We start from the raw sequence: 13,517 nt of genomic DNA, 5'->3' as shown, positions 1-13,517 counted from the left end.
AGGCTCTTTTAGAAACGGTAAGTGAGGTCGAGGAGCAGGCGCAGGTCGCGCTCGCGCTCTGCGTCATAAGGTCGGCTGACCAGACTCAGGTTGGCGCCGGCTTCCAGTACGTCATTCCAGCGAAAGCGCTGGCCATAGCCGATCAAACCGACACCGCCAGTGGAGTAATCCTTCTGGCTGTAGGTACCCGCACCCAGCTGGAACTGCTGACTCCACTGGGTTTCGTAGCGGTGATAGAGCACATGGTTGACGGTAACGGTGGGCAACACGCTGAAGTCGGACTTGGGGTTGAAGTAGATCGTGTCTTCCTTGCTGTTGCGGCTGGCGCCGACTTCCAGGCCCAGCTCCACTTGTACTTTCGGCGAGCTGTAGATGCCTTCGCGGCCGGTGAGCATGGCCTCGACGCGGTCGTTACCGTCGCTGAAGTGGGAGGGGCTGACGGCCAGTTTCCACTCGCGGCTTTCGTTGGCGCGCCAGCGGATAAAGCCGCTGCCGCCGTTGGCGGTGACGCCTTCATTCAACGCCCGCAGCGGCGTGGTGCTCAGGAGATAGCCAAGGCTGGCGCCGTACTGCCAATGATCGTTGATATCACGGGCAATCGACACGCTTGCGCCTTGTTTTGCGCCATCGCCATAAGAATGGTTGGACACTTCGGCTTCGATGGTCATGTCGCGGGTACGCCGCTCCACGCCCACGCGCTGCCAGCGGTGATGGCCGGTGCCTTCGGCAAAATCGGCAGTGCCGTAGCCAACCCCGGCGAACAGGCGCCAGTCTTCGTCGATGGGCGGGGTGTAGACCACGGTTTCCAAGCCCCAGTCACGGCTGCCCGAAACCGCACCGGCCTCCTGGTTATCGCCGCCGCCGAAGCTTTTACCGGTGTAGGCTTCCACGCGGACTTCGGCCATGTCGTGCACGTCGCGCAGGCGTTTGAGGCGCTGTACCTGGCGGTTGTCCGGGGCACGCGCGACGACGTCATCGGTGAGCAGATCAAGTTGCCGCCATTCCTGCAGGTCCAGCGCGGTAAAGCCCTGGGACATTTCCACACCGATGTCACGGGGGCTCTGGTTTTCAGTCTCCTTGAGGGACTCTTCAGCGCGTCTTGGCCAGTCCCGGGCGCGGTACATCTCGGCCTGCGCCAAACGCACGCCGATACTCCCAGGTGCTTTGCTGCCCAGGGCTTCCAAGGTGGCTTCGCTGGCGTTCAGGTCGGCGCCATAAGTACCGGCCTGGGCCGCCAGTTGCTGGGCGTCCATCCATTCATCGTTGGGGTTGCCGATGGGCAAGCCCTTGAGTTCCACCCGAGGTTTCTCGGTGTTTGCCAGTTGAGTGGCAACGGCGCGCGCCTCCTCCACCTGGTCGTTTTCCAACAAGGCGTAGAACAAGGCGGTGCTGTCTTTTACATGATCGCCGACGTCGGCGTCCGCCGCGTCAAGTGCCTGGCGGTACAGCGGCGCGGCCTTTTCCGGTTGGCGCAGGTCCAGATAAGACGCTGCCACCCAGCGCACGGCGTAGGTCGGCAACTGTACACGTTGGGCCGTGAGGGCTTCGTATTCGCGGATCACTTCTGCGGTGCGCGCACGGGCCTTGAGCGCGCCCAGGCGGTCAATGCGCCAGCGCACTACGTCATCGTGGGCAGTGGCGTCGGGGGTCCAGCGGCTGATCAGTTTGTCGTAATCCTGCAGGGCCCGATCGGCGATGACGTAGCGCTCTTTTTCGGTGCGCGTGGCGAATTCGGCCATGCGTACACGCTCGGCGGCCAGGTCGCCTTCCAGGCGGCGCTGGGTGACCGCGTCCACCAGGCCCGGACGCCTGGCCGACAGGCGCAGCGCGGCTTCCGGCAGGCGGGCTTTTTGCAGCGCGACGATGTATTCACGCGCCACGTCGGGCTTGTCGCCGGCACGGATAAAGGCCTGGTCGAACTCGAACAGCGCGTCATAGTTCTGGCCGGCGCGGGTCAGCGCGTAGCCCAGGGCCATGCGGCGGTTGGGGTCATTCGGTTGCGCCGCCACCAGCGCGCGCAAGCGTTGCACCGCCTCATTGGCCTTGCCGCCATCGGCCTGGGTGAGCGCCAGGCCCAGTTGCAGGTCGATATTCTTCGGTTCGCGCAGCAACGCCTGGCGATAGACCGCTTCGGCCTGGGCCCACTGCTTTTGATTGCGATAGGTGCGCGCCACCGTGGCCAGTGACTGGGTGGTCAGGTTGCGATGCTTGCCCTGTGCCTCGTACACCTTCAACACTTCGGCGTCTTGCCCGGCCCAGCCGGCAATCACCAGGTGATCGCTGACCTGGCCTGGGGTCTGGCGCTCGGCGGACAGCTGGCGCAGCTGGGTCAGTGCCGGCGTGAAGTGACCGTTGCGGGCCTGGATGATCAGGGCGTCATAGGCGGGATCGGCCACGGCATAGGCGGGCATCAGCAATTGGCTGCACAGGGCTGCTGCGATGAGCAGCCGCAACCGGCCTGAAGCGCTGAGTGGAGGGATTGGCAACATGTCGTCGGCTTCCTTACAAGGAAAGCTGCAACGATGGGTGATCCTGAGCGATGTGCATCAGGGTGTCGGCGTCTCGGGACCCGACCTAGCTTTCCTGGGGGGAACTATCCCTTAGCCAGGCAGGGGCAAGGGCAATTCGGAACAATTGTTCAGAATTGGCTGACACAGACTCTTTGCCAGGCACAAAACAACTGTGGGAGGGGGCTTGCCCCCGATGGCAGAGTGTCAGTCAGTACATTTTTGACTGACCCACCGCCATCGGGGGCAAGCCCCCTCCCACATTTTCAACTGCATTTCAGGGGTACTGCACGCCGCTCATGGCACCGGCTTTGGACATCACGAAGCTGAGGCCACACCGCTGTCCGGCTGACAGGGACTTTGCCAGGCACAAAACAAAATGTGGGAGGGGGCTTGCCCCCGATTACGGCGGGCCAGCCACAGATAAGTTGACTGACCCACCGCTATCGGGAGCAAGCCCCCTCCCACATTTTCAACTGTATTTCAGGGTTATTGCGCGCCGCCCATTGCGCCGGCTTTGGACATTACGAAGCTGATGAACTGCTCGACGGTCATCTTCTGGCCATTGAAGGTCACTTCGTTGTTGGCGTAGTGCAGCTTGGACACCACGTCGGTGCCCACCAGGGTTGCCAGTTGAGTGCCCACGGCCACACCGCTGACCATCTCGGCCGCCATTTGCGATTGCTGTTCGATGGCTTTCGGGTCGGTTACGCCGCCAACCTGGGCTTGCAGCGCGGCCACGTCGCTGATCATCGGCTTGGACAGGGTGAGGTTGGTGTCCAGCAGCGAAATCATCTGCTTGCCCAGCTCAACCGGTGGCAGTTCCATGGAGGCCGGCTTGGCCAGGTCCAGTACAAGGTTGAACTTGCTCTCGCCATGGGTGGTTTTCAGCGACAGGTTTTCCACGGCCAGTTGCGGCTTGGCGGCCAGCACCTGGTTGACGTTGGCTTCGGCCAGGGTCTGTTCGGCTTCGGTCAGTTGCAGCTCGGGCGCAGGTTGGCCGGCAGCGGCGGCGGCTTGCACCGGCTGCATCTTGTCCTGGTAGAGCTTGGTCAGCACCAGCATTGCCGGGATGTCGACGTTTTTCATGCTGACGGCCATGGCGGCCGAGCCCACAGGCTTACCCTGGTAACCGATCTCGTCGACCTTGTAGTCGACGCGGCCGGCCAGGTTGTTGTCCTTGGTCTCGCTGGAATCTTTCTGCTCGAAGCCCTTGAGGGTCAGCACAGACTTCTGCGGGCCGAAGGTGACCTTGGTGTCGGTCAGTTCGATGGTGTTCTGGCCGGTGTAGAAACCGAACGTGGATTTGGCCAGGTTGCTGGCAACGGTGAGGCCGGCCAGTTCGGCTTCGAACGCGTCGCCATTGGCATCGACGGCCGCGACCTTGAGGCTGTTCATGTAGCCGTCGGCCTTGACCTTCTGGCCTTCGGCGCTGCTGTCGAAGTCCAGGTTGGCGCCGGAGAAGCTCACCGAGGACTTGTCGTCCTTGAATTCCAGGGGCAGCAGTTCGACGTTGCCGTTGACCGAACGGCTGTAACCGATATTGGCCACGCCTTTGAGCGGCGACACGTCTTTGGCGGCAGCGAACCATTGTTCGGTGGTGGCGTTCTTTTCCAGTTCGTAGTGACTGGTGGCCATTACTGGCAACCATTTCAGGGTGACCAGACGCGAGAACGGCAGCGGGCCGTGTTCGATATGGTCGACGAACAGCAGCTCGGGGTTCGGGTTTTGCTCACCGAACACACTGCCCTGGCCTTTGAGGCGGTAATGGGCGGTGCTGCTGAACACGCCACGGTCCAGGGAGACCAGCTCCAGGGACACGGTACCGTCCACGCCGGCCATGGAGGTCTGCAGTTCCTTGTTGGCGTTCTGGATCGCGGTTTGCAGAACCGGCTCCAGTTGTTTACCGGTGTACCAGGCGCCGCCTGCACTGACGACGCCAACGGCGACAACGAAACCCAAAAGAACGACTGCTGGCTTATTCATGAAGTGACCTGATCAAATCCTGTGAGAAGTGGGCTGTCTTCCTTGAACCCCGGAGGGGTCCTTGTAGGAGCGAGCTTGCTCGCGAAGAACTCATAGGCACCGCGCTTATTCAGAATGCACGCGTTATCGTTGACGTTTTTCGCGAGCAAGCTCGCTCCTACAGTAGTGGCCCGTGTGGCCGAAAGGCTGGGGAAGATTAGCACTGGCGGGCGCAAACGGCCCAGCCTTTCAGAGGGATCAGTTCATCAGGAGTTCAGGAGTACTCCAGCTCTATTTCATCCAACTGGTGGTCGAAACTCTTCAGGCGCGCCGTCCAGGTGTAGACCAACACCTCAAACTCACGGTGTATCACCGCGTTGCCGGGGGTGTCGGTCTTGGGGTCGCAGAAGTCCAGCTGGTAGCGCTCACGGGCCATTTGCGTGGCGACATCGGACAATTCCCGCGCGTTATTCAGCCAGTGCCTGCCGTCAGCGACCTGCCGATCCAGCGCGACACATTGCGTCTTCAGCACGTCGAGGCTTTTTTCCAGGGGCGTGCCGGTGAGGTCGCCCATGACTTCCTGGAACGTGCGACCGGGTTGCCAGTAGCTGCCCCAGAAATAGCGGTCGAACACGGTTTCGACACGGCGCAGGGCCACCTTGGTGTCCCAGATTGCGACGCGGGTCTTGCCTTGCTCCAGCAACTTGCGCTTCACGCGTTGGTTTTGATAGGAGGCCCAGGCCACCACGCCGATGGACAGGGTGCCGATCACCAGGCAGGCACTGTCGAGAAAGACCATGGCCTTGTCGAGTTGGTGGGCGAGCATGACCCCGTAGAAATACGCGGCCGATAACAGCACCAGTGCGAAGAGTACGCACCAGAAAGCGGGAGCATAAGGGTTTTTCATTATTGGAATCCCCATGAGCAAACGCGAGCAGTGTCGAGTGAGGCTTCACGACGCCTCACCTGACAAAGCATAGCTATCACCTCACGGTTTGCCGGGTTTTACCCCTTGCGTTCGTCCGCTTTCCCAACCGCCGCCCAGGGCCAGGAACAGGTCGATCTGGCTCATCGCAACCTGGGTGTTGGCCGCCGCCAATTGCGCGCGCATGGCGGTGTAGGTGCGCGTGGCTTGCAGGTCGGCAAGAAACGACTCGCGCCCGGCCTGGAAGAAGCGGTGGGTCTGGTCCGCCGCCTCGTGGGCCGAGCGCTCGGCATCGGCCAGCGCTTCACGGCGCTGCAGCATGGCGGTGTACTGCGCCAGGCCGGTCTGGGTTTCGCGGATAGCGTTGAGTACCACCCCGTCGAAATGCGCCAGGGCGCCCTGGGTCGCGGCTTCGGCTTCGTGAATGCGCGCGCGGGCACCGTTGGTCGGCACCGTCCAGCTGATCATCGGGCCAAAGCCCCAGCGATTGGTCGCAGGCTGGCCGAGGTTGTCGAGCAGGCCCACCGTGCCTACCGTGGCACCAATGGCGATGTCCGGGTACAAGGCGCCGGTGGCCACGCCGATGCGCGCGGTCGCAGCGGCCAGCTGGCGTTCGGCCTGGCGCACATCCGGGCGACGCTTGAGCAACGCCGCACCGTCGCCCACCGGCAACAGCTGAGCGATGTGCGGCAACTCGGCGCAACTGGCCGTGCCGGCCGGCAATTGATCGAGGGGCTTGGCCAGCAGCATCGACAGACGGAACAACCCGGCCTGACGCGCCGCTTCGTAGCGCGGCATGTCGGCGCGCAGGGATTTGTATTGGGTTTGCGAGCGCGTGACCTGGGTTTCATCGCCACGGCCGGCGTCGCGCAGGCGTTGGGTCAGCTGGGTGCTTTGGGCTTGCAGGTCGAGGGACTCGTTGGCGATGGCCAGTTCTTCGTTGGCGGCGCAGACCTGGGTATAGGAGCGCACCACATCGGCCACCAGGGTAATGCGCGCGATATCGGCGGCCGCCTGGGCCGCATCCGCGCTGGCCTGGGCGCTTTCGATGCCGCGTTGCAAGGTGCCGAACAGATCGAATTGGTACGAGGTGGTGATGCCCACGCTGCCGATGTTGCCCACCGGGACTTTGTCTGCCAGCAGGAAGGCTTCGCCGGACTCCTGCAACCGCTGCGCTTCGGCCTTGGCCCCGGCACTCCAGCCGCCGGCGGATTCGGCCTGCTGGGTCTGGTAGCGCGCGCGTTGCAAGTTGGCGGCGGCCACGCGCAGGTCGGTGTTGGAGGCCATGGCCTGGCGCACCAGTTCATCCAGGCGCGGGTCTTTGTACAGCTTCCACCAGTCGGTCGGCACGGGCGCCGACACCACGTTATTGCCCTCCCCCGCGATGGCCCCTTGCAAGTCGTCACGGTTGACGGCAGCCGTGTCCGGCAATTGGTAGTCCGGGCCTACCGCCTGGCAGGCCGACAGCAACACCCCCAGGGCAGCGGTGGCCAGCAGTTGCTTCATGGCGGGTCTCCGGCGTTGGCCTTGTCATCGATGATCGACACGGTCGCCGTACGCCCGGCGATCATGCGGAAGTCCGCCGGCACGTCATCGAAGGCAATGCGTACCGGAATCCGCTGGGCCAGGCGCACCCAGCTGAACGCCGGGTTGACGTTGGGCAGCAGGTTGGAACCGCTGCTGCGGTCGCGGTCCTCGATACCGGCGACGATGCTCTGCACATGCCCATGCAGGCGGGCGTTGTCGCCGATCACGCGGATATCCACGCCCATGCCGACGCGAATGCCGTCCAGTTTGGTTTCTTCGAAATAGCCGTCGATATGGAAGGAGTTGCTGTCCACCACCGACAGCACCGGCCGCCCGGCGGTGACGAATTCCTGGGCACGCGGCGCGCGGTCGTTGACGTAGCCGTCCACCGGGCTGCGGATCACCGAGCGGTCGAGATTGAGCTGGGCGGAATCCACCGTCACTTGTGCCTCGGCCAGGGCCGATTGGGCACGGGCCACGCGGGACTGGCTTTCTTCCAGTTGCTCGCTGGGCACCAGGTTGCCCAGGCCACGGTTACGCTTGTACTCGCGCTGGGCCTGGGCCAGGGTTTCCTGGCGGTCGGCCACGGCGGCCTGGGCCTGGCGCAGGGCCAGCTTGAAACGATCCTGGTCGACAGCAAACAGCATCTGGCCTTTGGTCACCAGCTGGTTGTCGTGCACATCGACGCGCTGGATCAGCCCGGACACGTCCGGGGCGATCTGCACGATGTCGGCGCGGATGTGGCCGTCACGGGTCCAGGGCGCAAACATGTAGTACATGACCATGCGCCACACCACGACGACCGCGAAGCTCACGATCAACAGCGTCAGGACGACACGGCCGATAGTCAAAAAAGGTTTTTTCATGTCATCAGATATCGACTGAGTGAGTCCACCGCGCCCAGCAACAGCGCGTACAGCCCCACATTGAACAATGCCCGGTGCCAGACCAGGCGATAGAAGTGCATGCGCGTCAACAGCCCGTGCACCACCAGAAACAACACATAGGTAATGCCCATCAGCACCAGCAGCGTGGGCAGGAAGACGCCGCTGATATCCAGGTCACCGATCATAAAGGCGCTCCATCAGGTAACGGCGCTTCGATTTCCGTGCCGCCGATGAACTCCACGCCGGGCAACAGCGCCAGGCGCAGGCCGGCCAGGGCATGCAGCAGGTGCAGGCGCGTGTCATCGGCGTCTTGCAGGCCCTGGCCGTTGAGGGCGCGGCGCGTGCGGTCCAGGGTCATCAGCAGACCGCTGGGCGCGGGCAAGCGTTCACCGGCCTTGAGGCAGGCCTTGAAATAACCGCCCACGCCTTCCACCACCTGGTTGAGCAACACGCGCGGCACGCCAAGGATACGCGGCGAATACGCGAGCAGATCGAGCAGGTTCAGCGCCACGCGCAGGTCGCGCAGGGCGGTGCCAGTGTCCTGGCCAGTGAGGGCCAGGCGCGGCAGGTGCTGCATGAGGCGATCAAGCATCTGTGCGGCCATGTGCCGGTGTTCGGCCAGGGTGGCCGGCTCGGTGAGGCTGACGATGTCGCGCCAGCTGAAACGGGTCAGGCGCTTGGCCGCCAGTTCGGCACCGAAGGGCCGGGCGATCAGGGTCCATACAAAGGCAAACAGCAGGCCCACGGGCCCGGCCAGATTGACGTTGGCGAAGTTGAGAAAATCCGCGTCGTAGGCGCCCTGGATGCTGATGAACGACGAGGTGTTGACCAGCGTCAGCAACATGCCCAGGTAGAACCGTGGCTGCACGGTCAGGGTGCCGATGCAGATGAACGGCACGGCGAACGCCAGCACCAGCATCGGGAAATCGTGCAGGTTGGGCAGCACCAGGAACAAGTACAGGCTGGCGAACAGCACCGACATGGCGGTCCAGAAAAAGAACCGGTAGATCTGCGGCGCGGGGTCGTCCATCGAGGCGAAAAAGCTGCACGCCACCGCCGCCAGGATCACCGCACTGCCGCCGTCGGTCCAGCCCAGCAAAATCCACAACACCGAGGCGACGATGATCGCGGTGACGGTGGAAAACGCCGAGTAGAACATCAGGCCACGATCAAGGAACGGCGTGAGCCGGCCCAGGCGCCAGTGGCGGTAGACGGCGCGCCAGGTGTCCTGGCTTTCGCATTCAATGGCGGCTTGCAGGCTGCGGCAGTCCTGCCACAGATCGACCCACTCGCCCAGGCGGTACAGGGCGTTGGAGAACAGCAGCGTGTGGCGCTCGTCCAGCGCTTCTCCCTGGGGTTGCGCGGCGTCGATCTTGTCACGCAGCACGCGCCAGCGTTCCAGGGGGGCGGCTTCGGTGGTGCTTTGCAGCCAGGCGTTGGCCTCCTCCAGCAACGGCGTGAGCTGATCGAGAAATTGCGGCGCGCGATGTTCGATGGCGTACACCGCATCGTCCAGGGCATCGATCACCGGCAGCAGGTGAATCATGCGCCCGCGCAATTCCTTGGTGTTGCGCACCGTCTGCGGCCGCGCGCCTTCGTGGGGCAATTGGCCGATCATCAACTCGAGGGTGTTGAAGGTGGCGACCATGCCACCGCGCAGGCCGCTGATGGCTTCAGGCTCCACATCGCGGGTGAGAAAGCGCTGGCTGTAGACCTGGGCGTCGGTAAACCACTTGGCCACCGAGCCATCGAACACCGGCATCAGGCGACGCGGCCAGAACATGGCACCCACCACGGCAGCCACGGCAATGCCGAGGAAGATTTCCTCGGTACGCGCCTCGGCCACATCCCACACCGCCAGCGGGTTGTCCACCACTGGCAGGGCAATCAGCGGCAAGGTGTAGCCGGCCAGCATCAGGGCGTAGCTGTTGGCGGTGCGCAGATGCAGGGAAAGGAACAGCAAGGTGCCCGTCCACAGGGCGATCACCACCACCAGAATGTAGGGTGACTGCACGAACATCGGCACAAAGAACACCGCCGCCGCCGCGCCCATCAAGGTGCCGATAGCGCGGTACAACGCTTTGGAACTGGTGGGGCCGACAAACGGGCTGGAGACGATATACACCGTGGCCATGGCCCAATACGGACGCGGCATTTGCATGAGCATGGCGATGTACAGCGCGATCATCGACGCGGCGAAGGTACGCACCCCGTAGAACCAGTCGCGAGCAGGCGGAAAACCGGTAAAGAATCCGTTCAAGGCGCTACCGCCTCGGCCGCCTCGAAGGCGCGCAGCACGCGCAGCGCGGCTTCCAGATCGGTGGCGGCGATGTCCACCAGGACTTCCTTGCGCAGGCGCACCAGTTGCGCTTCCACCGCCTGCACCAGCTCACGGCCGCGCGCGGTGAGGCTCAAGGCCTTGGCGCGACGGTCATGGATGTCTTCGGTGCGGCACACATAGCCGTCATTGCAGAGACGGTCGAGCAGGCGCACCAGCGACGGGCTTTCCATACCCGAAGCCTGGGCCACTTTGACCTGATGCACACCGTCGCCCAGGCGGCCGATCATCAACAGCGGCACGGCGCAGGCTTCGGAGATGCCATAGCTCACCAGCGTGGCCTGGCAGATTTTGCGCCAGTTACGGGCGCCCACCACCATGCTGCTGCTGAGGTTCATTTGGAGTTGTTCGAGGGATTGGGACACTGGATAGTTCGCATACAGTTAGTTTGCTAACTATTAATATGGTGGAGGGATGAGTTGTCGTCAAGTTTTGAAACAATTTCTCGATGGGTGGAGCGATTCAGCGGCGGCACTGCAGGGCGAATGTGGGAGGGGGCTTGCCCGATGGCGATGGGTCAGCCACTGATGCATTTACTGACACACCCTCATCGGGAGCAAGCCCCCTCCCACATTTGGATCAGCGTCGGATGCCCGGGCTATTTTTCAGCCTGACCATCCAGGCGACGCTGGATCTCGCCCAGCATGTCCAGGCCATCGCGCAGTGAGACCAATGCGGCAGTGACCAAGTGATGGAGGTTTGGGTTGTCGCTTGATGAGGCGAGGGTCGCCAACAGCTCAGTACCGATACGCACGCGACTGCGAGCTGTTTCGTGGAGCAAATGCGAGGGGGCAAAGGTGTTGAAAGCCAGGACGGGAACGCTGGTGGGGTTGGTTTGAAGCGGCTTGTATTGGTCCATCGATAAACCTCACAGATAAGGATTTGAACCACCTTCTCCCGTCGCCAAACGAATAAGGGTGGCAGCTGTACGCAGGTTGGCGAACCGGTTATCTGTGAAACCCGGCAGATCCGAAGATCTCCCGCGCACAGCCGCCATAGAACCCAATGCCTTCATCCAAGGAAAAACGCACGGGGTAGGAACGCTGTAACGCGTCACAGAATTTCGGATCGCCAAATCCGATCGCCGATGTGCGGCGACGGGGCGAACTATAGGGGGATGGTTGAGGCTGTGCAACCAACATATTGATCTCTACCGTCAGTCGTCTCAGCTTTTTCCAAACGCCATTCGGTAATGATGATGTATATACTTTGTGCATACCATTCCGGAGGAATCGCTGATGTCCAAATTAGCCGTTTTTACAATGAAGCTTGAACCAGAGCTTCGCGACCAGTTCATGGCTGAATGCGAAGCCTCTCATCGTCCTGCATCGCAAATCGTCCGCGAAATGATGCGTGAATTCGTTCAGGCCCAGCAGCACTCGCGAGAGTACGATGAGTTTTTGCAACGCAAAGTTGATGCTTCTCGTGCATCCATTCGCGCAGGCCGAGAGGTTTCCAATGAAGATTTGGAAGCTGAATTCGCAGCCAGGCGCGCTCAAGTAGATAGTCAGGGATGAGGGTCGCGTGGACGCCCGAGGCAGGGCAGGATCGTAGAGATATCTGGGATTTTCTGTTTGAGAAAAACCCACAAGCCGCAGCCGACATGGACCGGCGCTTCAGCATGGCAGCACTTGGATTAGCACATAACCCCGAAATTGGCCCAATAGGCCGGATTGCGGGAACACGCGAAATCATTCCGCACCCGAGCTACCGCCTTGTTTATCAAGTTGAGCCCGACGTAGTGAGGATTGTGGCTCTGGTGCATACAGCTCGCCACTGGCCACCAGAAAGTTACATCCCACATTGATGCCTCAGATGGGCGAGGGCTGATTGCCACATTCCTCAATCACCCGCCCCACCTCCTCCTCAATAAACCCAAACACCTCCTCCGCCACGCTGTACTGAAACTGCTTGCGCCGATGCTTGGAAAGCTTGCCCTCGTTATCCAGGCACATCATCACCAGCTTCGACAAATCACTGCCACGCACGTCGTAGCGTTGATTCACTGCCTTGATCACACGGTCGTAGCGGTCGAGGAATTCGGTTTCTTCGCGCAGTTCGACTTCCAGTGCGCGGCGGGCCATTTGCAGGGTGAATTCGACGCAGCGGGTGGCGTCCCAGTAGCGGTAGATCGAGGGGTGACCGATGAAGTCGAACGCCATGTGGTCGGCGTCCAACCAAGTAACGTTCCAGAATTCCCGCGTCGGCTGGGAGAAGGTCTTGAGTGCCTCCAGATAGGCTTGCTCTTCGTGCTTCATGGCGACGGAGACCGGTAGCAACAAGCCATTTCCCAGTGCGCCATAGTGGCAAAGCGTCTGGTGGATCAGGAAGCGAGACAGGCGGCCATTACCGTCCATGAACGGGTGCAGGAACACGAAGCCGAAAGCGGTGACCGCCGCCGCAACCAAAGGATCGACGTCTCGCACGGGCTGGTTGGCGAAGGCCATCAGCTCTTCCATCAATTCCTGGCAAAGCGCGGGGGCTGGCGGTACGTAGCTCACACCGGCTGCGCCGCGCAGCCCGTTGTGCAGGTGGTTCTGTTCGTGGCGAAACGCGACGGCTTTGTCGAAGGGGTTGGAGACGGTGCTGTTTTGCAGCTCGACCAAGTAGTCCTCGGTGAGCAAACGGCCTTCGTGAGCCTGGCGCAGGAGTTGAACGAAGCGACGGGATTTTTCTTCGCTGGGTTGTTCTTTTTCGATGGCAAATGAATCGCGGGTTTCGTGCAGGTACGCCCACTGGATGGCGCGGTCCATCATTTCGGGTGGGAGGGTGGCCATGAAGGATTTGGCGCGGCCCAGTATGTCGAGACTCAATAAGGCGTCAATTTCAGACGTACGCTCGACTGTCGCGCAATAGGCCAATGAGCCCAAACCGTTGAAGTCGATACGCCAGCGGGAATTGCGTGTAGACGGCCCCGTTACGTAGCGTTGCGGATCAAACAGGGGAGAAACTCGGCTGTTGATAGGCTTGCTGTAATCGAGCCGTTGCAGCGTCAGGCCTTCCCACAAATAGCAGGCCTTGCGGATGAATACGCCGTTAGGTGCTTTATCCAGCTCTTGCAGCAATTGATCTGCGCTGACCGAGTCAAGTGCCTGAGCGAGAATTGCGAGATTTATACCTTCGTGCTTGAGGGCAAAAAGAATATGGTCGAGCACCGAATCGGCTGCAGGCGCAACCGTTTGGGGAACAGCAAGGCAATCGCCAATCAACGAGATGCGAGTAACGGGCTTGACCATCGCTGAACGAGCAGGCGCAATGGCTTTCAACCCGAGGAGTTGGTGAAGATGGGCATAGCCGACCAAAGACATCGCGCAACCTCATAAAAAGTTCACTTGCGCGATTAAAGCCTAGATTTTTTCAAGCCTCAT

At 61.7% G+C, this 13,517-nt stretch carries 12 protein-coding genes; 2 read left to right on the top strand and 10 right to left on the bottom strand.

Annotated features, from left to right (window positions below):
- Positions 1-8: 8 nt before the first annotated feature.
- From pgaA to CIB54_RS20545, 9 genes are all read right to left on the bottom strand, one after another.
- Entirely contained in the window at positions 9-2,489 is a 2,481-nt protein-coding gene (gene pgaA / locus CIB54_RS20585) for a poly-beta-1,6 N-acetyl-D-glucosamine export porin PgaA (protein WP_101220792.1), read from the bottom strand.
- Between the two features lie 507 nt (positions 2,490-2,996).
- Positions 2,997-4,493 (bottom strand): YdgA family protein, encoded by a 1,497-nt coding sequence (locus CIB54_RS20580; RefSeq protein WP_065949928.1) that lies wholly within the window; start codon positions 4,491-4,493, stop codon positions 2,997-2,999.
- 253 nt (positions 4,494-4,746) lie between these two features.
- Positions 4,747-5,379 (bottom strand): NADH:ubiquinone oxidoreductase subunit N, encoded by a 633-nt coding sequence (locus CIB54_RS20575; RefSeq protein ID WP_101220791.1) that lies wholly within the window; start codon positions 5,377-5,379, stop codon positions 4,747-4,749.
- An 81-nt stretch (positions 5,380-5,460) separates the two neighbouring features.
- A complete protein-coding gene (locus CIB54_RS20570) occupies positions 5,461-6,903 on the bottom strand; it encodes an efflux transporter outer membrane subunit (RefSeq protein ID WP_101220790.1) in 1,443 nt (480 codons plus the stop codon).
- Complete coding sequence (locus CIB54_RS20565; protein ID WP_101220789.1) at positions 6,900-7,790, bottom strand: efflux RND transporter periplasmic adaptor subunit; 891 nt, start codon at positions 7,788-7,790, stop codon at positions 6,900-6,902. Before CIB54_RS20565 ends, CIB54_RS20570 begins: the two co-directional genes overlap by 4 nt.
- The gene (locus CIB54_RS20560) at positions 7,787-7,996 is read right to left on the bottom strand and encodes a DUF1656 domain-containing protein (RefSeq protein ID WP_003187469.1); all 210 of its coding nucleotides are present in this window, start codon (positions 7,994-7,996) and stop codon (positions 7,787-7,789) included. The genes CIB54_RS20565 and CIB54_RS20560 overlap by 4 nt, the downstream gene beginning before the upstream one ends.
- Positions 7,993-10,071 (bottom strand): FUSC family protein, encoded by a 2,079-nt coding sequence (locus CIB54_RS20555; protein ID WP_065949924.1) that lies wholly within the window; start codon positions 10,069-10,071, stop codon positions 7,993-7,995. The genes CIB54_RS20560 and CIB54_RS20555 overlap by 4 nt, the downstream gene beginning before the upstream one ends.
- Complete coding sequence (locus CIB54_RS20550; RefSeq protein WP_065949923.1) at positions 10,068-10,487, bottom strand: MarR family winged helix-turn-helix transcriptional regulator; 420 nt, start codon at positions 10,485-10,487, stop codon at positions 10,068-10,070. The genes CIB54_RS20555 and CIB54_RS20550 overlap by 4 nt, the downstream gene beginning before the upstream one ends.
- A gap of 260 nt (positions 10,488-10,747) precedes the next feature.
- On the bottom strand, positions 10,748-11,008 hold the full coding sequence (locus tag CIB54_RS20545) for a hypothetical protein (protein ID WP_065949922.1): 261 nt from the start codon (positions 11,006-11,008) through the stop codon (positions 10,748-10,750).
- A 379-nt stretch (positions 11,009-11,387) separates the two neighbouring features.
- Between CIB54_RS20545 and CIB54_RS20540 the strand changes: the two genes are divergently transcribed.
- Positions 11,388-11,666 carry an antitoxin gene (locus CIB54_RS20540; protein WP_032878500.1) on the top strand — a complete coding sequence of 93 codons (279 nt, stop codon included), beginning with the start codon at positions 11,388-11,390 and terminating at the stop codon, positions 11,664-11,666.
- Entirely contained in the window at positions 11,663-11,956 is a 294-nt protein-coding gene (locus CIB54_RS20535; RefSeq protein WP_083217921.1) for a type II toxin-antitoxin system RelE/ParE family toxin, read from the top strand. Before CIB54_RS20540 ends, CIB54_RS20535 begins: the two co-directional genes overlap by 4 nt.
- 4 nt (positions 11,957-11,960) lie before the next feature.
- Here CIB54_RS20535 and CIB54_RS20530 read toward each other — a convergent pair whose 3' ends face one another.
- Entirely contained in the window at positions 11,961-13,457 is a 1,497-nt protein-coding gene (locus CIB54_RS20530) for a Fic family protein (protein WP_101220788.1), read from the bottom strand.
- Between the last annotated feature and the right edge of the window lie 60 nt (positions 13,458-13,517).

Origin of the sequence: Pseudomonas fluorescens, from assembly GCF_002837185.1 — a bacterium.
Taxonomy (GTDB): Bacteria; Pseudomonadota; Gammaproteobacteria; order Pseudomonadales; family Pseudomonadaceae; genus Aquipseudomonas; species Aquipseudomonas fluorescens_AM.
This window is presented reverse-complemented; position numbering and strand designations above follow the sequence as displayed.

Bases quoted from the DNA above. Each gene is read 5' to 3' on its own strand.
- CIB54_RS20580 (WP_065949928.1), bottom strand. From the start codon at position 4,493: ATGAATAAGCCAGCAGTCGTTCTTTTGGGTTTCGTTGTCGCCGTTGGC.
- CIB54_RS20565 (WP_101220789.1), bottom strand. From the start codon at position 7,790: ATGAAAAAACCTTTTTTGACTATCGGCCGTGTCGTCCTGACGCTGTTG.
- CIB54_RS20570 (WP_101220790.1), bottom strand. From the start codon at position 6,903: ATGAAGCAACTGCTGGCCACCGCTGCCCTGGGGGTGTTGCTGTCGGCC.
- CIB54_RS20560 (WP_003187469.1), bottom strand. From the start codon at position 7,996: ATGATCGGTGACCTGGATATCAGCGGCGTCTTCCTGCCCACGCTGCTG.
- pgaA (WP_101220792.1), bottom strand. From the start codon at position 2,489: ATGTTGCCAATCCCTCCACTCAGCGCTTCAGGCCGGTTGCGGCTGCTC.
- CIB54_RS20535 (WP_083217921.1), top strand. From the start codon at position 11,663: ATGAGGGTCGCGTGGACGCCCGAGGCAGGGCAGGATCGTAGAGATATC.
- CIB54_RS20545 (WP_065949922.1), bottom strand. From the start codon at position 11,008: ATGGACCAATACAAGCCGCTTCAAACCAACCCCACCAGCGTTCCCGTC.
- CIB54_RS20575 (WP_101220791.1), bottom strand. From the start codon at position 5,379: ATGAAAAACCCTTATGCTCCCGCTTTCTGGTGCGTACTCTTCGCACTG.
- CIB54_RS20540 (WP_032878500.1), top strand. From the start codon at position 11,388: ATGTCCAAATTAGCCGTTTTTACAATGAAGCTTGAACCAGAGCTTCGC.
- CIB54_RS20530 (WP_101220788.1), bottom strand. From the start codon at position 13,457: ATGTCTTTGGTCGGCTATGCCCATCTTCACCAACTCCTCGGGTTGAAA.
- CIB54_RS20550 (WP_065949923.1), bottom strand. From the start codon at position 10,487: ATGAACCTCAGCAGCAGCATGGTGGTGGGCGCCCGTAACTGGCGCAAA.